This is a genomic window from Vibrio lentus, from assembly GCF_030409755.1.
GTDB classification, from domain to species: domain Bacteria; phylum Pseudomonadota; class Gammaproteobacteria; order Enterobacterales; family Vibrionaceae; genus Vibrio; species Vibrio lentus.
The window spans coordinates 1-18,940 of sequence record NZ_JAUFQE010000003.1 but is presented as its reverse complement, the minus strand read 5'-3'; the positions used below and the strand labels follow the sequence as shown (position 1 = coordinate 18,940).

Annotated in this window: 18 protein-coding genes and 2 pseudogenes; 6 read left to right on the top strand and 14 right to left on the bottom strand. The window is 42.7% G+C overall.

Translation table 11 applies throughout. The features are described from left to right. Positions 1-4 precede the first annotated feature (4 nt). Both QWZ07_RS25375 and QWZ07_RS25370 read right to left on the bottom strand, forming a co-directional pair. Entirely contained in the window at positions 5-655 is a 651-nt protein-coding gene (locus tag QWZ07_RS25375) for a hypothetical protein (RefSeq protein WP_171750889.1), read from the bottom strand. Positions 656-1,108: 453 nt separating this feature from the next. Next, positions 1,109-1,615, bottom strand: coding sequence for a P-loop nucleotide/nucleoside kinase family protein (locus QWZ07_RS25370; RefSeq protein ID WP_048657859.1), 507 nt, complete (start codon positions 1,613-1,615; stop codon positions 1,109-1,111). Positions 1,616-1,968: 353 nt separating this feature from the next. Here QWZ07_RS25370 and QWZ07_RS25365 point away from each other — a divergent pair. Further along, a pseudogene (locus QWZ07_RS25365) lies at positions 1,969-2,565 on the top strand (tyrosine-type recombinase/integrase). A 164-nt stretch (positions 2,566-2,729) separates the two neighbouring features. On the opposite strand, the gene QWZ07_RS25360 reads toward QWZ07_RS25365, so the two are convergent. The 5 genes from QWZ07_RS25360 to QWZ07_RS25340 all read right to left on the bottom strand — a co-directional run bounded on the left by QWZ07_RS25360 (position 2,730) and on the right by QWZ07_RS25340 (position 7,064). Next, positions 2,730-2,960, bottom strand: coding sequence for a hypothetical protein (locus tag QWZ07_RS25360; RefSeq protein ID WP_210442759.1), 231 nt, complete (start codon positions 2,958-2,960; stop codon positions 2,730-2,732). Beyond that, positions 2,961-3,326: a type II secretion system pilot lipoprotein GspS-beta gene (gene gspS2 / locus QWZ07_RS25355; RefSeq protein ID WP_192854641.1), complete on the bottom strand. Its 366-nt coding sequence runs from the start codon at positions 3,324-3,326 to the stop codon at positions 2,961-2,963. Further along, on the bottom strand, positions 3,283-4,419 hold the full coding sequence (locus QWZ07_RS25350; RefSeq protein WP_192854639.1) for an alanine/ornithine racemase family PLP-dependent enzyme: 1,137 nt from the start codon (positions 4,417-4,419) through the stop codon (positions 3,283-3,285). The genes gspS2 and QWZ07_RS25350 overlap by 44 nt, the downstream gene beginning before the upstream one ends. Next, complete coding sequence (locus tag QWZ07_RS25345; protein ID WP_192854637.1) at positions 4,416-5,621, bottom strand: N-acetyltransferase DgcN family protein; 1,206 nt, start codon at positions 5,619-5,621, stop codon at positions 4,416-4,418. The genes QWZ07_RS25350 and QWZ07_RS25345 overlap by 4 nt, the downstream gene beginning before the upstream one ends. A gap of 672 nt (positions 5,622-6,293) precedes the next feature. Beyond that, the gene (locus tag QWZ07_RS25340) at positions 6,294-7,064 is read right to left on the bottom strand and encodes a DUF481 domain-containing protein (protein ID WP_192854635.1); all 771 of its coding nucleotides are present in this window, start codon (positions 7,062-7,064) and stop codon (positions 6,294-6,296) included. Positions 7,065-7,185: 121 nt separating this feature from the next. On the opposite strand from QWZ07_RS25340, the gene QWZ07_RS25335 reads away from it, so the two are divergent. The 4 genes from QWZ07_RS25335 to QWZ07_RS25320 all read left to right on the top strand — a co-directional run bounded on the left by QWZ07_RS25335 (position 7,186) and on the right by QWZ07_RS25320 (position 12,340). Next, on the top strand, positions 7,186-7,575 hold the full coding sequence (locus QWZ07_RS25335) for a DUF4345 domain-containing protein (protein WP_192854633.1): 390 nt from the start codon (positions 7,186-7,188) through the stop codon (positions 7,573-7,575). Positions 7,576-7,584: 9 nt separating this feature from the next. Continuing rightward, a complete protein-coding gene (locus QWZ07_RS25330; RefSeq protein WP_192854631.1) occupies positions 7,585-9,087 on the top strand; it encodes an arylsulfatase in 1,503 nt (500 codons plus the stop codon). 1,232 nt (positions 9,088-10,319) lie between these two features. Then, complete coding sequence (locus QWZ07_RS25325; RefSeq protein ID WP_192854764.1) at positions 10,320-10,745, top strand: P-loop nucleotide/nucleoside kinase family protein; 426 nt, start codon at positions 10,320-10,322, stop codon at positions 10,743-10,745. Positions 10,746-10,822: 77 nt separating this feature from the next. Continuing rightward, positions 10,823-12,340 (top strand): ISNCY family transposase, encoded by a 1,518-nt coding sequence (locus QWZ07_RS25320; protein ID WP_080967516.1) that lies wholly within the window; start codon positions 10,823-10,825, stop codon positions 12,338-12,340. Positions 12,341-12,735: 395 nt separating this feature from the next. Here the strand turns inward: QWZ07_RS25320 and QWZ07_RS25315 are convergent. From QWZ07_RS25315 to QWZ07_RS25285, 7 genes and pseudogenes are all read right to left on the bottom strand, one after another. After that, positions 12,736-12,873: pseudogene (locus tag QWZ07_RS25315) on the bottom strand (JAB domain-containing protein); the annotation flags it as partial. 51 nt (positions 12,874-12,924) lie between these two features. Continuing rightward, positions 12,925-14,679: a group II intron reverse transcriptase/maturase gene (gene ltrA / locus QWZ07_RS25310; RefSeq protein WP_192854734.1), complete on the bottom strand. Its 1,755-nt coding sequence runs from the start codon at positions 14,677-14,679 to the stop codon at positions 12,925-12,927. A 542-nt stretch (positions 14,680-15,221) separates the two neighbouring features. After that, positions 15,222-15,608, bottom strand: a complete 387-nt coding sequence (locus tag QWZ07_RS25305) for a JAB domain-containing protein (protein WP_225998628.1) — start codon at positions 15,606-15,608, stop codon at positions 15,222-15,224. Between the two features lie 557 nt (positions 15,609-16,165). Then, positions 16,166-16,303 (bottom strand): hypothetical protein, encoded by a 138-nt coding sequence (locus QWZ07_RS25300; protein WP_225998541.1) that lies wholly within the window; start codon positions 16,301-16,303, stop codon positions 16,166-16,168. Positions 16,304-16,490: 187 nt separating this feature from the next. Next, positions 16,491-17,000, bottom strand: a complete 510-nt coding sequence (locus tag QWZ07_RS25295; RefSeq protein ID WP_192853984.1) for a hypothetical protein — start codon at positions 16,998-17,000, stop codon at positions 16,491-16,493. A 512-nt stretch (positions 17,001-17,512) separates the two neighbouring features. Further along, on the bottom strand, positions 17,513-17,812 hold the full coding sequence (locus tag QWZ07_RS25290; protein WP_192853985.1) for a hypothetical protein: 300 nt from the start codon (positions 17,810-17,812) through the stop codon (positions 17,513-17,515). A 16-nt stretch (positions 17,813-17,828) separates the two neighbouring features. Then, entirely contained in the window at positions 17,829-18,602 is a 774-nt protein-coding gene (locus QWZ07_RS25285) for a ParA family protein (protein WP_192853986.1), read from the bottom strand. A 230-nt stretch (positions 18,603-18,832) separates the two neighbouring features. Between QWZ07_RS25285 and QWZ07_RS26440 the strand changes: the two genes are divergently transcribed. Next, positions 18,833-18,940: Fic/DOC family N-terminal domain-containing protein (locus tag QWZ07_RS26440; protein ID WP_353959778.1), on the top strand; the 108-nt coding region annotated here is incomplete at its 3' end.

Sequence of the window (18,940 nt, the reverse complement as noted above, 5' to 3'; positions counted from 1 at the left end):
AAAATTAAACATACTTGAGTCCCGTCACTTGGTTTATGAATCGCCAATTTAGCTCACTGATTAGCGGCCAACCTGAAGCTTTAAGAGACTTACTGGCAGTGGCAGTAGCAACATCGAGCTTTTCTGCTAACTCACTAATAGACAAACCTTCATTGGTTCGAAGCATCGGAAGCATAACTTCACATTGGCGCGAGGTTAATTCCGTTAGTTGTCTATCGAGGTACTTAAAGAGTAAGTCAAAGTGTTCTGTGAGTTCGAAACGGTCAGAGTTAAATAACAACCTGTCGCTTTTTAAGGCTTTTAGTCCACGCCCAGAAAGAACAAATGCTTCACCCATCGATTCAGAAACAGACTCACGCAAATCGGCATTAGAGGCAATAGCAAGGCTAATGCGACTATCAAACCCTTTGCCAAGCGCTTTAATGCCAATACGATAAATGATGGTGTATCTCAGAGCGCTTTCAATATCATGCACCACGGTCTGAAATTCATCGCCACGCTCAATACTGTGCGCATTTGATGAATTTCCTTCGGTGATTAGTCTCTGTATGTCTTTGATTCGTTTAAGAAGTTGTTCAAACTGTTCAGATGTTAGCTTGGTTGAGTTGACAATATCGCCGCTGATCACTGCGATAGGTTTAGAGGTAAGCTCCACATTAAAACTCCTTCTTTTATGTAGATGCCAGTTTAGCCGTTTATGGCTAATAATACAAATTTAGCCATTTATGGCTAATAGGTGAGAATTAGCCGTTTAGGGCTAAACGATTCATGAAGATTGTCATCACTTTTACGAGTGCCGTTCGACTACTGTGGTAGTGATCCAATATGATCTGCACCATCAATAATGGATACTGAGTTAAGCGACTTTTCCATATTTGAAGTAATTCATCAAATACTAATTTAGTAAAGTCACTGACTCACTTTTGCCCCAAAACGTGCCAGCTCGATTTAGGGCCGATAAATTTCGTCCCTGATTTATCGGCACTGCCCGAGCGAACGGAAGTAAAGATTCGGTGAGCGATTTCTCCCATTTTCGGTCAAAAATGGCATACCGCTCTAAAATCATCGCTTGTATTGTTATGCAGTCATGCAAAGAAACCGAAACTGTTTACACACAGAGTTTTTCTACTAGCTCAGCAAAAGACGCATCGATAGTATGACCCGCTGTGTCAATCTTGATGACATCTGTTTTCCACTTGTCGTAGTGGCGATTCTGTACCTGTTGCCAATTTGGTAGATTTAGGTTCTCAATTTCATTATCTCGTGTCTTAACTCTGTGCTCGTGCTCAGTGAGATCTGAGCACACAACCTCGATATTAACGAAATTAGCCCCTGTACTTTTTGCAACATCTTGCCATTCGTGTCGTGTTAGCTCTATTGGATTACAAGAGTCTGAAATAGAGCTAATCCCGAGAGCCAAATTATCTCTAATTATTCGGTAACTTAATCTGTACCCCTCCCCTTCAACTTTGAAACTACATAGATCTCTAAGCCCCTGCTCGAAGGTGTCGATACGCACATACATTGCGCCTGTACGGCTAGCAAGTAACTTAGCCAGTGTAGATTTTCCTGAAGCTGGAAGACCTGAAAATATGTACAAAGTAGGAGTGCTCATTTCGCCTCTTTTCCTTCTGTTCCTTTACGCAATTAGTGAACACAAGCCCGTATTTAACAGTACTGATGAACAGTATGGCAGAGTTACCTACAAACTCTACCAGATATCACCTAATGCATGGAGTTGAATAATCTGATGAAAATTCTGAATAGGTTGAATCCAAGACTATCGGTCTAGGATGAAAGCTTTTGTCCATTTTCTATCACGAACGGCATCATTTGAAGTGGTGTCGTTCTGCTACTTGGGAGATGGTAAACTCTTTGATGGGTAGGTTTCGTCCTAAGCTTCAAACTCAGTTCTGTCCATTTCCTTCCAACTACAAGCGTGATGACCAAATTAAAAAGGAGGTCATCATGGTAGTTTTCAACAAAACGAAACGAAGTGGCGTCAAAAAGCCTTTTCGGCTTGAGGAAATTTGACGGATCAGAACCAGATTAGAAATTGAAAATAATTTGATGCAGCTTGCGTTGCTCAACTTAGCTATTGATAGCAAACTTAGAGCAAGTGATTTGCTCGTTCTCAGAGTTTGCGATGTATCTTCGCAAGATAGGATATTTAACCGCGTTAAGCATATCCAGCGCAAAACAGATATTGAAGTTCAATTTGAGATAACGACAAGAACTCAGCAGAGTCTAATGAAATGGATTTTGATGGCTTCGCTACATGACAGCAATTTTATTTTCCCAAGCCAAAGGCGAAAGCAACAACCGATTAGCTATTCGTACTATCGATACTTAGTGAGGAGATGGGCTTCTAATCTGGGGTTGGATCCTAACTTGTATGGCACTCACTCGATGAGGCGAACAAAAGCGACGTTAGTCTACGCAAAAACGAAAAATATCCGAGCGGTGCAGCTACTACTTGGTCATACCAAGGTAGATAATACAATCCGCTATCTTGGGGTTGAATTAGAAGATGCATTGTTGCTTTCAGAAGGTACTGAGTGTTAATCGAAAAGGAACCTAAATACTTAGGTGTTTCAATTGCCATTACGCTGAAAGTTGTTACCCATTCACCTCTACACTTGATTATTTTCAATACTTTAAGTGCAAATACTACTAATCTGTCCAAGGTTTAGAGGACCTTGAACAGATTAGGTATACACAGTCTTAAATTAAATCTTGGAATGTGCGTTTTTTTTCTTTGACTTGTAAGCTTTCATTGAGATTTTCAACACAAGTTGTTCTTGTTTAGTTGAAATGACCTGCTTAGTTAAAGCTTTGTGGTGTAGGTCCGTGATAAAGTTTTTTTCCCAAGGCGTAAGACGGTCAAACTTCAATAAAATAATGTCATTGAGTACATTGAACAACTCGTATTGGCTTTTATCCATTCGACTGCTGAGCATTCAATTAGAGCAGTTAGCTAGAGAAATGACGTTAAGGCTTTCTACTTTCTCATTTTTTCCTAAGGTAATGATTCGATAAGAGATCCCACTCTCTAATAGTGGCCTTATTTCGATGTTGTCACAAAAACTAACGGCGACTTTTTCTACTAAGCTGTCCATATTCAACGTTTTCTTTTTTACGAAAACAAGAGTGACACTATTGCCTTCTGACTGTGCATTTACGAGTGTGATTAAGCCTAACTCTTGTGGCAGTTGGCTTGAGATAACCGTCGCTCTATAATCGGCAAGCCCACTAGATTTCATTGGGCTTATCTGACAACCGTTAAGCATGACACTGACGGAAATAATTACTGCTGTTCGTAGCATTATGCGTTCCTTCTTGCTTTCTTCTCCCTTTAGGTGCCTTAAAATATTTATTGATATAACGTGAAGACATAGAAGATAAGAGCGCACTGTAATCTAAACCGAATGTGACTTTTTCCCCTACAAATAGTGGTTTTCGTGAGGATTCAAGGACAAGATGATCACTGGTTGAAGACATGATCTTAATCCCATTCGGAGCCTTAAGCCCGCTGACACAAACATCTTGGCGGCCTAATGCTACAATAGCTTGTGAGACCTCCCCTCTATCTTGAAGGCTTTCTTTTTCACCAAAAGCATTTAACCCCCGAATCCCCCAAGGCAAAGTCGGTTTAGTCTTGGATTCAATCACTTCAGCGGTCAAAGAAACCGCATCCGTATGTAAGCCTTTGATATTTTCCTGCTCTAAAGGCTCACAGCCTAAAAAAATGGCTTCTCCTATACGAAGGTTATTTACTCGAGTTAAGCCTGTTCTCTGAAGAGCCCAGTTAACTGAAGCAGAATTACCCCCTGAAATAATTTCTAGACTGATCCCAAATGTAGCTTCAATTCCATCGGCAAGATCAGAAAGAACATTCATATTTTGCTCATCTGGAGCGACACCATACCGACAGGCTAAATTCGTACCAATTCCTTTTATCGTGATGTTCGGTAAAGAAACAATCTCACGGATAAAATCAATCACATAATTAGGCATCACACCTTCTCTTAGATCGCCAAGCTCAACCATAATAATAATATCGTGACAGCAATTTTGTTGTTCCGCTGCATGTGAAAGCCCCTGAATCACTTCAACTTCAGAGTTTAAACTCATATCACTGTATTTTATTACGCTCGCCACTTGACTGAGCATGGGTGTACGTATCAGCATTTTAGGGATAGCAATGCCAGATTCAGTCATCTTTTGAAGATTTTCGATTCTTGAATCGGCTAACATTTTTGCGCCAGCATCAATAAGAACTTGTGCGATGATAGGGTGGCCGAGGAAGGCTTTTGTTACAGGCGTAACGGATATGTTTTTCAGTGAGAGCTGAGTAATCAGGTGCTGAGCGTTATGGTGAACTTTCCCACAATCGATGTGTAACCTAGGGTAGTTCACCCTTTTTCGGCCAGTTTACTTGCTATTATAGGGAAGGCTGACGATACGATGTGTAGTAGATGCTCAACAGGCTGTGACAAGACATCAGTAACCGGTAGACCAAATTCGGTAGTGTAACTGTCTATCGCACGACAGGTTTCATCTAAAGACATATCTTCATGATTCAGTGTTAGTCCAATAACATCGGTATTAGAAAACGTTTCGATAAGATTTATTTCTGAGGCAATCGAAGGCATTGGGCAATCAGGAAAATCACTACGATATAAACGTTTAGGAGCATGTTGCAATATCACACCCGTTGGACAACTGCCACGTAAGATAAAAGCGCTGGTTGAAAACGCAGGGTGACTTAAAGCTCCTTGCCCTTCAATAATTATCAGATCCGGATTTTCTTTTTCATAGGCCTGTACAATGACAGATTCCAACTCACCGGCACAAAATTGTGAAGGAACAGCATCGAGTGCAACGCAGTATTGTGCGCCTTGCATAATGCCTGTTTGACCAGTGGCAATCAGAACGACGTTAAGGCCTTTTTTAATCAGTTCATTCGCCAATATTGTCGCTGTTGTTCGTTTTCCTAGCGCGCAATCCGTCCCCATGACAGCAATTCTCGGACATTTAACGTTGTGTATTTTCCCGCTAAACGTTTTCAGATCGCCTTTATTTTTAGGTTTGCGAGTATCGAATATTCGAACGTTATTCTTTAAGCTAGCTTCTAAAAATAGAGGATCATCGGTTAGGAATTCATGTAAGCCATTTACGATGTTCATTCCTAGTGACATGGCATTTAAAATGATGCTTTTATCTAAGTCAGATAAAAAACCACTTGATGGCGCAATGCCAAAAATGAAGTAATCGGGAATACTTTCCGCGTGAATGATAGCTTCTTCAGCATTGGCAAGGATCGGTATTCCATTGGCTTTGTTATCAAGTACTTCTCCAGCATCTAAGCCGGCAGACACACTATCAATAACCGATAGAATACGATAGCTTAATGAATGCCTCACTAGCCCATTAGCGGTTTTACCATCAATTTCACCGAAATTACCTTCGCAATATATAATTGCCGAAGGGATGACAGGTTTCACTTTCTGAGCAAGTGGTAGCCAAGGAGCGATATGGGTTACATCGTAGTTGGTTTTGAAATTTTCAATTCTAGTGAGTTTGAAGATGTTTCTTAACTTTTGGGTTGAAATAGACATAATTAAAGCCTGCTATGAGGCTTAGGAGGGCAACTAAGGAGTGCCGAGATGCGAGTTCGGAAAAGAAAAGAAGCCCCTACTAAGCGGTAGGGAGAACAACCAAGATAACACACTCACCAGACTTTTTTTGATTATTATTCATACGTCCTCTAAGTCTATTACTTTCAGGCTTCACCCATGCTAACGTGACTGATTAGAGGTCTAAGACTCATTGTTCAACGTCGCCGTATCAACCTCTGGGCTTTAAGGTTTCAAGATGTTTTTTCTAATATCAGTTAATTGGATTAGAGTTTTTGATCTAACGCGTTTTTTGTCCAAAAGCTTCGCAGGTTGAATTTTTACCCGTGGCACTTTCTAGAGCGAAAGTGCCCCATTCTTTCTTAGCCCTGTATTTACATATATAACTATAATTTGTGGGAAACGAATTGTTTCCTCCAAATCTCCAAATTGTTACTCAATTGTGCAGTCGCTTATTATCAAACGAGTTATTAGGTATATATGCTCAATTAAATTTGAAAAAATACCGCTAATGCTTTGTCCTGTCTATTTGGTTCGAGCTATCATGAGTGTTGAAGACGTCAAGGTTACTTCCCAGAACGACCACATTGGAGTATCCCCCCTGAGTCACTGGAGACAAAGTAATTGACGCGTAACGTCTTATGGTAAGGTGGATTAAAAATATACAGCCCAGCCGATTAGGAAGCCTTGTGACGCTGTGTCGTACTGAAAAGTCCCTCTGTTTTCGTAATCAACCCATGTCGATTTGTAGGCAACATTTAAGTCAGACCAACTGTTTATCTGGTATCGCACGCCAGTTAACAGAGATGAGGTAAAGTCGGTATCACTACCAAGCCCTGCATCAATAGTTGCGTGAAACTTCCAATCCTTATTGATCTGCGTTATCCATCTCATACCTATTTGATAGTCAACCCAATCTTCATCGAGTGATCGATCTGCACTTAGCTTGCCACCTGAACCGTAAAGCTTGGCATCGATGTCGTTATCCCACCAACGAAGCCCAAACAGATAATCAATTGTGCCAAAATCGTATTGGTAGCGCTTAAAACCCTTCACATCTAAAACACCTTGTCGGATATCAAGATTACCTTTCAATACCTCTAGGTTACTACCTAACACTGAATTTGTTTTTCCGCTTAGCTTCATGAAGCTGTAGTCAATGTAATATCCCCACTGATTGTCATAGATACCCTCAAAGCGCACCATTGCGGTCATATCAAGATGATCCATGATGAATGAAGGATCAACATCGACATCTGCAGACAAATCATCAATGGTGCTGTCTCCGCGGATGTTGAGTGCGAGCGCGTAAATTTCGAAGCTATGTTGCCACTTTTTTGTATCCGCTTGTGCGCTTGCTTCCTGAGCATTTACGGTTGAACTTGCAGCCAATGTTAATGCGAGTAGGTAACGCCATTTAGCCATATTGATCTCCTGCTCCGGTTTGAAGAGTACACACTATAAATGTATGTATTAATTAGCCATTTTCTATATATGCAACTTGTATATTTCTGATTGTAGACTATGTTTTTTAAAAAGTAGGAATATGAATTTACAAAGTGTTTTCTTGTTCGTCGCGGTTTTAGGCTTAACGCCTATTGCGTTGTCTTACGGCTACGCCCCCATGATTTCTATGGATTATCTTTTCGGAATCGATGCTAGTTCTATCAACGTGACTCATATTTTTCGAGCAGTGATGGGGCTGTATTTGGCACTGGCTTTATTTTGGGTTTGTGGCGCATTGATAAAAAAGTATCGACTGCCAGCGCTTTATAGTTTGGTGGTTTTCATGCTGGGTTTGGCTGCAGGCCGAGTTATCAGCTTAGTATTAGATGGCATGCCGCACTGGCTGCTTTTTGTCTATCTAATCTTGGAGCTTGGCTTTGGTTTGATCGGAATAAAAATGATTCACAAAGAACAATCTGAAACAATATAAGGACATTCTATGAAAGGGATTTTTCACCTTCTTACCTTGAGCGTGTTGAGTAGCTTTTCGCTATCGGCATGGTCGGCACAAGAACAACCCAATATCTTCGTCATTTTCACCGATGATATTGGGATCTCAAACCTGAGCGCTTATCACAATGGCGTGATGAGTAGCCAAACACCAAACATCGATAGTATTGCTGAGAAGGGAATGCTTCTGACAGACTACTATGCGCAGCCATCTTGTACCGCCGGTCGTTCTGCTTTCTTAACCGGGCAATTACCAGTTAGAACCGGAATGCATACGGTTGGACTGCCGGGTGGTCCTGTGGGTTTAAGCGCAGATACACCAACACTTCCCGAGGTATTAAAAACCATGGGCTATGTGACTGGTCAATTTGGCAAAAATCATTTGGGTGACCGAGACGAGTATTTGCCAACGATGCATGGGTTTGATGAATATTGGGGCTGGTTGTATCACTTAAACGCAATGGAATACACCGAAGACCCAGATTGGCCGAAAGACGGATCGTTAAATGCGTTTGCTCCTCGAAATGTGATTTACTCTAAATCTGATGGTAAAGGTGGCCAAAGCATTGAAGACGACGGTGCGCTTAATATCGAGCGTATGAGAACATTGGATGATGAAGTAAACAAACATGCGATCAACTTCATTGAACGAGCCGTAGAAGCGGAGAAGCCATTTTTTACTTGGTACTGTCCATCACGAGGTCATGTATGGACGCACCTTTCTCCTGAATATGAAGCGATGCTTGGCCAAAATGGTTGGGGACTTCAAGAAGTCGTGATGAAAGATCTTGATGATCATGTCGGTGAAATGTTGGCGAAAATAGATGAACTTGGCATCGCCGATAATACTATTATTATTTTCACGTCCGACAACGGCCCTGAAATCATGACGTGGCCAGATGGTGGCATGACACCATTCCACGGAGAGAAAGGTACAACGTGGGAAGGTGGAGTTAGAGCCCCTGCCCTGGTTAGCTGGCCGGGTAAAATCCCTGCGGGTAGTGTCGGTAATGGCATCTTCGATGGTATGGATTGGCTACCAACATTGGTTGCAGCTGCGGGTGGTCCAACAGATTTAAAAGAGAAAATGCTCAAAGGTCACGATGGCTTTAAAGCGCACCTCGATGGTTACAATCAAGTCGACATGCTGACGGAAAAAGGCGAATCGAATCGTAATGAAATTTACTATTATGAACGAGATAAGCTACAAGCCGTTCGCGTAGGTGATTGGAAGGCTCACTTCATTGTGCAAAATCGTGGATGGGGTGGTCCGAAAGATGAATTGAATGCGCCGTTACTCTTCAATCTACGTCGTGACCCTTATGAGAGAGCTGCAGAAGAGTCAGGTATGTACTTGAAGTGGATGGGAGAAAAAATGTGGGCGTTTGGTCCTGCTCAAGCTGCTATTCAACAACACTTAGCGACATTCCAAGAGTGGCCTCCAATAACGCCTGAAACACCAGCAGAGAAAGTAGGTGGTGTGGGTAACTAAAGAAAGGTCTTATATGTTGCCTGGAGGTATATCCAGAGTGGTCAATATAATTTGGCCACTAAATTGGCGGCTTTAGCGATATACTAGGCAATCCGTTAATCACTAATTAAACAAAATCTGTAACTCGGAAATGTCCGTGCGACCTGAAGTCGTATGAAGCGTTGTTCACCACGACAAGAGTGAACCATCTGTATCACCAGATGACCCTAGGTTCCTGAATAAAGCAGCGGAACCGACAATGTAACGAAACTCAGTCGTTAGCTGAGTGGGAACGGAATCGTGAGAAGATGTTCCTCCTGAGAACCACAGCTCGGGTGAGTGCTAGGGAGTCAATATGATGAATGTAATGTGAATCCATGTAAGGTGCGTTATACGATGAAGCAGCGGAAGTGGTTAATACGCTGTAGCCAAAATGGCAATGAGAGTCGGAAAGAGATTGGACATTACTCTTTCGTGATCAGCGTACTCTTCGCACTATAGTGGGCATCTAAGTTGACATTTTTACGCAACATACGGAACAGGGTAAGCCTGTATACCTCCCTATGGGAAAGCGACCTGTGAGGGTTGCCGATAGGTATGCAGGTAAAGGAGGCTAGAGAAAGCGAATGTCCCTTTGTAATGAAGGGGATACAGGTTTATATCTGGCGCGAAAGCGAGCTGACTTCTAGCTGGTCTCCCGTTGCGAGATAGCTTGAAGAACTTTATTAAAGAAGAAAAGCAAATGATGATTTCGAATGAAATTAGTGCGTCTTCTGACAACGAACCGTGGTTTCTTATTCACTGAGTGACCATTGGGTAGTTTTAAAGCTTTAAGTGTGTATCGCAAAGGTAATTTATTTACTGGGTGCTTAACGGTGCCTTTGTGGAGGCTTGAGCCGTATGCAGTGAAAGTTGCACGTACGGTTCTGAGGAGGGAGGCACCTGGCAACAGGTGCCGCCTATCCGACAATCACAGGCCAAATTTTTACCCGTGGCACGTTCTACCTCAGAAATTCTCCAAAATTATTAAGAGTAAATGCTCATTCATATCCTGTTAATGTTAGTTGGCCTTACAGTAAATTTTCCGATTTCAACTCATCTAGAAATTATGCATTTCTTAGTAGTCTAACTCCCTTGCGTTGTTACTAAATTATTGATTGTGAATTGAGCTAGTAAGAGAAACACGACATTATGTGAGGGTTAAAGCGGCTGTGAGCCGTCTAATTAGCGTTATATGCAGGAAAGGAGATAAATTGAGTACCCCGACTTTATACATATTTTCAGGGCTTCCGGCTTCTGGAAAATCAACACTTGCTAAGTTGCTTTCGCATAGAACAGGTGCAATGTATGCTCGTATCGACACAGTAGAGCAAGGGATTAGAGAACTTTGTAATTTCAAGGTTGAAGGCGAAGGTTACAGGTTAAGTTACAGAATTATCAGAGAAAATCTAGCTCTTGGGCTAAGTGCAATTTCTGATTCATGCAACCCAGTCGAACTAACGCGACACGAGTGGCAAGAAGTTGCGGAAAGTGTAGGTGCTAAGTTTGTAAATATTGAAGTTCGGTGTTCAAATGCCAAAGAACATAAGCATCGAGTTAACACTCGAAAAAGCGAAGTGTGTGATCACCAAGCGATTCTGTCGTATCGTAACTACCAAGCGACTTTGTCATTCGCTTAATTACCGAGGGAAATTGACGGTCTCTATTTTTACGTAATCCTTTGACTAGTGCTACGAATTAGTCAGGGGTGTATAGGATGATCGTTATGGATACTCAATCTCAGCTTACCGTGGATATCATCGCGAAAGTTGCTCTCGGTAAAATATCAATTACTAATGCCTCTAAGCTCCTCAATAAGTCTCGCAGAACCATTGAACGTTATCTCAGGCGATATCGCTCTGATGGTATCCGATTTGTGGTTCATGGCAACACAGGAAGGACACCCGCTAATAAAATACCCATTACCTTAAAGCAGCAAGTTCAAGCTCTTATAAAGGCCAAGTATTACGACTTTAACATGCTTCATCTCGCCGACATGTTAGAGGTATTTGAAGGCATCAAAGTAAAGCGGGAGACGCTTCGTACCTGGGCACATGAAATCCATCATGTAAAACGAGCCAAACATCGACGTTCTAAGGTAAGAAGACGACGTGAGCGTATGGAGGCCGAAGGCTTAATGCTGCAAATGGACGGCAGTCCACACCTTTGGTTCGGTGATAAAAAATCTTGTCTTATCGCCATGATTGATGATGCAACCAGTGAGGTTCATGCGGAGTTTTTCCCTTCAGAAACCACCGAAGGATGCCTCAAAGTAATGAAAACTTATATCGAGAAAAAAGGGCTTTTTAAGACTCTTTATGTCGATAGAGCTGGCATCTTCGGTGGACCAAAACGTTGCCACTTCTCCCAGATGCAACGAGCCTGTGAAGAGCTGGGTATAGAAATTATTTTTGCCAATTCGCCTCAAGGCAAGGGTCGCATCGAACGTGCCTTTGATACGTTCCAAGATCGTCTAGTCCCTGAGTTAAGGTTGGCTGGGGTTACTGATATGATCAGTGCAAATAACTACCTACAAAACACCTTCATCCCTGAGTATTGGGCAACGACCCTCACAGTTAACGCCAAATTAATGCGCTCTGAGCATACACCCGTTCCGAAGTACCTGAACATTGACGCGATATGTATTCAAAAAGAATATCGAAAAATCCGTCGAGATCATACCTTCAGTTACGCCAACGCAATGTATCAAATCACCTCCCCGTTACGGCACTCTATCGTGAGTCAACAAGTCGAATTACGTAAGCAACTTGATGGGGGTTTTACGGCTTATTTTGCCGACCGAGAGTTATCGATTAAAGAGCTTACTGAGCCTAGCTCTAGGAAAGAATACGGAGAAGAAGTTCAGAAAAAGCTCGATGTCATAGAGCTTGCCAATAAGTTAGGCAATGTGAGAGAAGCGGCTCGACAAAGCGGTTGTTCTGTCAAAAGCATTCACAACAACCGTCAATTACTTGAAGCCCATGGCCCACTTGCTTTGAAACGTCTGTATGGTCAATCACACAACAATAATCGCATCGATGAAAAGACTCGAAATATCGTCATCTCATTAACACTAAAATCGCCTCACCTAACCTCTATTAGGATAAGTGGTGAGATGAGGAAGCGCTTTAACATCTCGATTAGTCACTCAACAGTAAGGAACATCTGGCTTGAAGAAAAGCTGAATACAAGAGAGTTACGGGAGGCACGTGCCGAGGAATCAATTATCGAATAGAAACTAATCTGCAATAGTGGACTACTATGAATAAAGCAACGACAGAATCCTTCGGTATTTAGACCGTCAACCTCCCTCGGTAATCACACTCGAAAAAGCGAAGTGACCAACCTAAACCAGCCTACCTGGCAACAGGTTCAAAATCGTTACTACGAACCGTGGGGCGATAAGGTGATTCAAATCGACACTGCGGGCCAAACAATTGAAGAGTCTTTCGCAGAATTAGTGGGAAAGCTTAGTGTTTGAAAATGCATACAAGCGTTTAAGGTTTCAAGATACTTCTTCTAATCTATATCGAGCGTGTTAGACCTTAAACTCTAACGCGTTTCTTGTCCACAAATTTGTTAAAGGGTAGTCTCCTACCCTATTTCAATCAGCGGCCATAAGCCGCTTTTTTAAATCCAGCCTCGCTCAGCAAAAGACACCACACACTCAAATGAAACCACAAAGTGGTCCAGTACTCGGATATCAACCAATGCCAACGCATCCGTCAGTTGACGGGTAATGCGTCGGTCAGCTTGACTTGGGGTGGCGTCGCGTAGAGTAGGGGCAAGTACGCCATACCAGCTTCACAGCTGGCGGTTTTACTCACTCCTCTCTCCGAACCGGACGTGCGAGTTTCCCCGCATCCGGCTCTCCATTTGACAATCATCAACTCGCAGTTTCTTGTGTTCCATCATGTGATGCTTTCGACATAATGTTACCAAGTCTTTTACCGCCCACGATTTAACGCCTCTACGGTGATGAACTTGGATGTCATTTTGTTCTTTGCATATCACACATGCAAAGCTATCTCGCTTTAGTACCTTTAGTCGTCTATAGTGCCAGTCCTTTGGATACTCTCTATTATCTTCACGGCTCATCCGTGCTGTTAGATATATCGAAGGCTCTGGACCTTTAAGTCCTAGTGGTGGTTGGATTTCGTTACTGGACGCGACTAGATAGGGATGTTCAAATCCATTTCTGCCACGATTCCAATAACGAGAACGATTGAGCTCTTTTGCTGATGGCAGCCATTGATGTACTTGAATACCGAATGTATTCGCTACCCATCGTTGACGTTTCATGATTGTGCATGTTTTGTCCTTGATGAGTTGCACCTTTCTACTTCCTTTGTATTTTGCCAGTAACCACTTGTGGTATCTGTGCCACGCATAGCGACTGATCGCTTCTAAATCACTGAGTAAAGATGTATGTTTATAATATTCACACCACCCTCTAACTACTTGATTTATTTGTTTCATCTTCGTAACTTCATCATATAAAGTTTGGTTTCGTGTAGTAAGACTTTTAAGCTTAGCTTTCACACGCTTCACACTTTTCATTGAGGGGCGCAAGTGTACCACCCATCGTCCTTCCGAGTAGTTCCGTTTAATATAGAACCCCAAAAAGTCGTATCCTTTGTTAACGTGTGTAATTAAAGTTTTCTCCTCAGAAAGAGTAAGTTTTAGCTCTTCCTCCAGAAATTCCTTAATTTCAGCTTTAGCTTGCCTTACTCCAGCTATCCCATCATTTGATACGACAACAAAATCATCGGCATAGCGAACCATGGTATAATTACCGCGACCCGCTTTCCTCGTATTTTGTCTTTCTGATTGAGATAGCTGCCATTTCTTCGCTGCCCATTGATCAAATTCGTTCAAGTATAGATTTGCTAGCAGTGGGGAAATGATCCCCCCTTGCGGTACCCCTTCACGAGTTTGAGCAAATAGCTGCTTTTCCATGACACCGGCACGAAGAAAGCGATGGAGCAGAGAGATGAGTTTCCTATCTGCTATCCGCTTTTTTAACAATTTGAGTAATATTCGATGATTAACAGTGTCGAAGTAGCTTTTTAAGTCCCCCTCAATAACATAGAAATGTTTTGATATGGAGTTAGCTAAGGGCATCAACACTGCAATCGCATCCATAGTGCATCGACTTTTCCTAAACCCAAAGGAATAGGGATGAAAATCCGTTTCGTATATAGGATCGAGTGCCATTCTTATACCTTCCTGAACAATACGATCTCGTAAAGCCGGAATACCGAGAGGACGTTTGGTTCCATTCGGCTTTGGTATATAGACCCTCTTTACAGGTAGTGGACGGTAATTCCCTGACTTTAACTGTTCTATGATCAAAGACAGTTGTCTTTCATAGGTTTGTTTAAAGTAGTCGCGAGTTTTACCATCTACGCCATCTGTCCTACTTCCTGGCCTAGATAACACATTAATAGCAGCCTGATGTATCCATGTCTCCCAATGAAGAAGATCGTATAAACGATTAAATTTATACTCTGGATTCTCAGTTGCTTTCTTTGCAAGTGTTTGTTGTTTTTGGGCGATCGTTGAAAGCAACATTACCGTTGTTCTCCTGCTTAATTCACTTTTACAAACGTTTTGTCAAACTGCCTCCCTTCGCCATGTGATTAGCTTTCCTAACCTCGGACTACTACGAAGGCTCCGCCCTTTCTAATTGCATGTAGGTTCAGGCTCCCAGATCTTGTTGCCAAGATAACAATAGAAAGTTCCCAAGTTCACATATGTAACGTCACCATCTTGCCTTAGACTCTGACTGTACCCCTTGCACGGCTCGTCGCCGTGCTCGTCACTGGGAGACTTGAACTCGTATCTCTGTAGGAGCGTTCAGTCTCTATCCAAGCGAGATTTCTCCCCCCGTCATAGGTGGAGATCCAGTGACTCTGTCTTGTCCCTACCTTCATAACAGACAGTCCAACCTTCGAGGCGTCAAACATCAGTTTCTTTCGTAGTCTTAGCAAGACTCTGATTAGCAGCTCTCCATTTCGTAGGGGAAATGTCAGCCACATTGTCAAAACGGCTTCACACAACAGCCAGCCTAATGGAAGTTGCATGCGTTTCTAATCATTGATTACTCCTTGAAATCAAGCAATTACATTGCGTTTTACATATGCGCTTCTTGGCGCACCACTTGGGTGGTTATGATAGAGAATAACCGCACTCGCGTTCGTGGCCAGCGACGCTTTCACGACTTCACGCGGATAGACCGAAGCGGCATTAACGGTACCGTAGAACATCTCTTTGGTGCGCAACACTCGATGTTGATTATCGAGGAAGATAATCCCAAACACTTCAGACTCACAAGCGGCCAAAGACGTTTGGCAGAACGATTTCACCAATTCAGGCGAGGTTAATGGTGTTTGTTCTGAAATAAACAGTTTGGATTTGAGAATACTTGCGGCCTGGTCAAGGATGCCCTTTTCTTCTAATGTGAATAACGAAACATTTGAGTATTGAACACGTGCTGACATGGTATTTCCTTTCGGTCTTGGTGAGCGTCTGACTGTCCGTACCCAGTTGCAGGTTCTGTAGCGCAAGGGCGCGCAGCGGCGAAGCCTCCCTAGCGCGAGGGTTCTCAAATGGGACGGTTTAAAGGAAGCCGCGTCAACATGCCAAAGGACAGCCTAAGCCAGTACCTCAACCCAAAGCACGTCGCCCAGTTAGAAAGATCCCTTCCCCACCAAAAGGGCGCCCTGCTGGTTACTCGACTTGCGCCACTCAATATTAATGCCTGCTCGTGACGAGCGTTTTTCTCGGTTTACTTGATTGGATGATTGCACACCGAATGTTCGCATCCCCCTCAACCAAGGACTCCCCCTCCGACGACGCGCTCATATTTGTCACAAAAGAGCCTAAACGTGCTCACTCGATAACGTTGACCACTTAGTACAGGACTGAACAGGGCGTTGCTCGTCTAAAAAATCGTCCCGCTTGAATGCCGCGAACGACTAGAATATCGAAACAAAATCCAGACACACTAATGACCTTCTCTTATGAGTGTTTGATGACATTACACAATAAGAAGACTTCAGTCGTCATACAGAGAAGAGAGCAAAACCTTTGCCGATGCACGATGCTCGGAGGTGGTTTCTCTCGTCCTTTCCGTTTTCTTCGCGTAGGCGTAGTCTTCTCGCATCTGCTTAATGGTGGTAGTGTTATCACACATACTGATACTCACCCCCTCCCTCGGTTGCCTTCCTCTAGTATTAAAGAGTCGGTATACCCAAACTCATTCACCAAAATCTCATGAACCTTGACGGCCTTTACGGTGGAGTAAAAGTCGGTTGAATTCACCCAAATCACGTGCATGGATATGTCAGCGGATACTGTAGAACGAACTGTCATGTGACCCCCTAAGCGCCAAAACGCACATCAAAACAAAATCCTGAGCACTTAAACGTTCCCTCCCCCATTGTCACAAAGCGCAACGCTGGAAACACAGACCCGTAAGTGGTGTACATAATGATGTGATCCACTCGTTCGTGAAGAAACCATTCACCAAAACCAGCGCCATTTAATTCGATGAAAAAGTTACGGATTTCATGGAAAGCAAAACGACGCGACACCAATTGCGGAAACTGCTGCTTGATAGCGTCAACGAACCCTTGTTTTTTTAACGCCGTGATATCAGCCTGTTGCTCTGGCGACTGACGACGACTGAACATTTTCAAACGTTGGATTTTGGAAACAAAATCAGACTTTCTTTTCGCCTCATCACGACACTTTTTGACTTGATAGCGCAACTTCAATACCGCCAAAGGACTAGAGATATCATTTTTTGGTGAGCTTTCGTGCCCCAGCGGCGAAACGCTGGTCGATGAATTTGAATTAGAGAGAGTTGGGGTTGAGTTTTGTTGCGCCATGAGAGTTTCCTTTCTGTTTGAGTATCACTTTTCGGAGCCGCTTGGCTGTCCGCTCTCTCAACATCGTTCTGCTTTGCAAGGGCGCGCAGCGGCGAAGCCTCCCTTGAAAAACAGGTTGTGGGGAGACACGGTTAACAGCCTGCGAGCCCGAAAATGAGGCGAGTGAAAGAAATCGGCGCATAAGAAAACAAGCCCTTATTCGAACTTATTCAAAGACAGAGAGATCAACGAGGAGGGAACGACAAGGCGCTAAGACTCTTAGGGCAGTCAGGGCCTAGCCCGCAGGGTGACGCCTACCTTGAAAAACGCCGCCTAAGGCAACATAAGAATCGTGATAAAGACACGTTTAAAGTGTTTGTCTGTACAAGGAAATGGGCTCAGAACAGGTAACAAGACTCTTCAAGTGTCATGTTCATCAGTGTTTGAAGTTAAGTCCGAGGTAGGCCCTATGACATCGCTTAAAGTCTATAACGAGCCTTTATATAAACATGTATTACATAGGTAATACATGTTTAATTCATTTTGTTGATCAACTCGATGAGATCTTCATCATCGATCTTGTCTCGATATAAAGCCAAGGCTCGGTACAGTTTTGCTGCAGACACATTTCTCTCTGTCTGCTCTTGCAGATTTGCTACCCAATCAGTTATCCGTTCTTTATCAGTCAGTGACATTCTAAGAGTCAGAGGAGGCACCTTATAAGATGTCGTCACCTTCTTTTTGACAGTCGTAATTCCATTCGACTTACTTGAACCCTCGTTCTTGTCACTAGAGATAGCTGTTATAGCTCCTCGTTTCTTTAACTTGCTCATGTGTATTACCTATGTATTACATTAAATTTAAAAGAAACGCAGCGAGTTTTCGGTAATCGTTATTAACAAGAGAACCCGATTTATAAAATCGCACAGGAGAAGAAACGGCATTAGCTTGTCCGACATGCTCAGAACGACGGACAGATACTGGTAGCAATTTATCTTGTATTACCTCCAATTCCTCATCAATGAACTCATTAATAATAGCGTTTCTTGAATCGACCTCGTTCCTCAGAATCAGATAGTTGCCTTCGTCATCCTTAATTTCAGAGACAGCTTCGAGTAAAGGACTAATGCCGTCCAGTGAAAATGCACCTGAATCAACAGGGATCAAAATAAGATCTGAAGCCTGGATTGCGTTAAGAGTGGTTAGGGATAAGTTTGGTGGAGTATCAAGAAGAATGAAATCATAGGTATCACCTAACTTTGCCAATTGCTTCTCTAAAATTCGTTCACGATTAATCTTTGTCAGTGATGTTTCGATGACACGTGACAACTGAACATCAGCGGGAACAACATAGAGGTTTTCAATAGAGTTCCCATTAAGCTTTGCAGGTTGAATTAAATCGACAATGGACACAACTTTAGGCTTATCAAACAAAGCAGCAACCGTCTCTTCAAACTTAAAATCACGTTGTCCGGTTAACGTTTTGGAGCAGTTCCCTTGAGGATCAAGGTCAATGACTAACACTTTTCGTTTTCGTGTAAGCTCAGCTCCTAAATTGACAAGAGTCGTGGTTTTTCCAACGCCACCTTTTTGGTTCGCTGCGCTGATGATCTTTGTTTTCATAGTAGACACCTCATGTATTACATGTGTAATACATGAGTAATACATGAGTAATACATGAGTAATACATGAGTAATACATGAGTAATACACAATAATAAACACACATCGCCCTGTCAATGTATTACATAGGTAATACACTTTTCATTAAAAGTTATCCATCCGTTACTAATCGATAATATCAAGGCTGTAAAAAACCTAAAGAAGATGGCACCAGCCGCGTTGAATTAAGTTATTAGGCTTCTCACCAACCAATACCTGTTGTTTAACCTAACCTCAAGACTAGAATCAAAGTCGAGTTCTAAAATTGAAAATATTGTGACTACGATGGGTACACGGTTT

What these genes read in the sequence shown, in the direction of transcription:
- QWZ07_RS25370 (WP_048657859.1), bottom strand. Translation starts at nt 1,615, where the DNA reads ATGAGCACTCCTACTTTGTACATATTTTCAGGTCTTCCAGCTTCAGGA.
- QWZ07_RS25360 (WP_210442759.1), bottom strand. Translation starts at nt 2,960, where the DNA reads ATGCTCAGCAGTCGAATGGATAAAAGCCAATACGAGTTGTTCAATGTA.
- gspS2 (WP_192854641.1), bottom strand. Translation starts at nt 3,326, where the DNA reads ATGCTACGAACAGCAGTAATTATTTCCGTCAGTGTCATGCTTAACGGT.
- QWZ07_RS25345 (WP_192854637.1), bottom strand. Translation starts at nt 5,621, where the DNA reads ATGTCTATTTCAACCCAAAAGTTAAGAAACATCTTCAAACTCACTAGA.
- QWZ07_RS25340 (WP_192854635.1), bottom strand. Translation starts at nt 7,064, where the DNA reads ATGGCTAAATGGCGTTACCTACTCGCATTAACATTGGCTGCAAGTTCA.
- QWZ07_RS25335 (WP_192854633.1), top strand. Translation starts at nt 7,186, where the DNA reads ATGAATTTACAAAGTGTTTTCTTGTTCGTCGCGGTTTTAGGCTTAACG.
- QWZ07_RS25330 (WP_192854631.1), top strand. Translation starts at nt 7,585, where the DNA reads ATGAAAGGGATTTTTCACCTTCTTACCTTGAGCGTGTTGAGTAGCTTT.
- QWZ07_RS25320 (WP_080967516.1), top strand. Translation starts at nt 10,823, where the DNA reads ATGATCGTTATGGATACTCAATCTCAGCTTACCGTGGATATCATCGCG.
- ltrA (WP_192854734.1), bottom strand. Translation starts at nt 14,679, where the DNA reads ATGTTGCTTTCAACGATCGCCCAAAAACAACAAACACTTGCAAAGAAA.
- QWZ07_RS25305 (WP_225998628.1), bottom strand. Translation starts at nt 15,608, where the DNA reads ATGTCAGCACGTGTTCAATACTCAAATGTTTCGTTATTCACATTAGAA.
- QWZ07_RS25300 (WP_225998541.1), bottom strand. Translation starts at nt 16,303, where the DNA reads ATGTGTGATAACACTACCACCATTAAGCAGATGCGAGAAGACTACGCC.
- QWZ07_RS25295 (WP_192853984.1), bottom strand. Translation starts at nt 17,000, where the DNA reads ATGGCGCAACAAAACTCAACCCCAACTCTCTCTAATTCAAATTCATCG.
- QWZ07_RS25290 (WP_192853985.1), bottom strand. Translation starts at nt 17,812, where the DNA reads ATGAGCAAGTTAAAGAAACGAGGAGCTATAACAGCTATCTCTAGTGAC.
- QWZ07_RS25285 (WP_192853986.1), bottom strand. Translation starts at nt 18,602, where the DNA reads ATGAAAACAAAGATCATCAGCGCAGCGAACCAAAAAGGTGGCGTTGGA.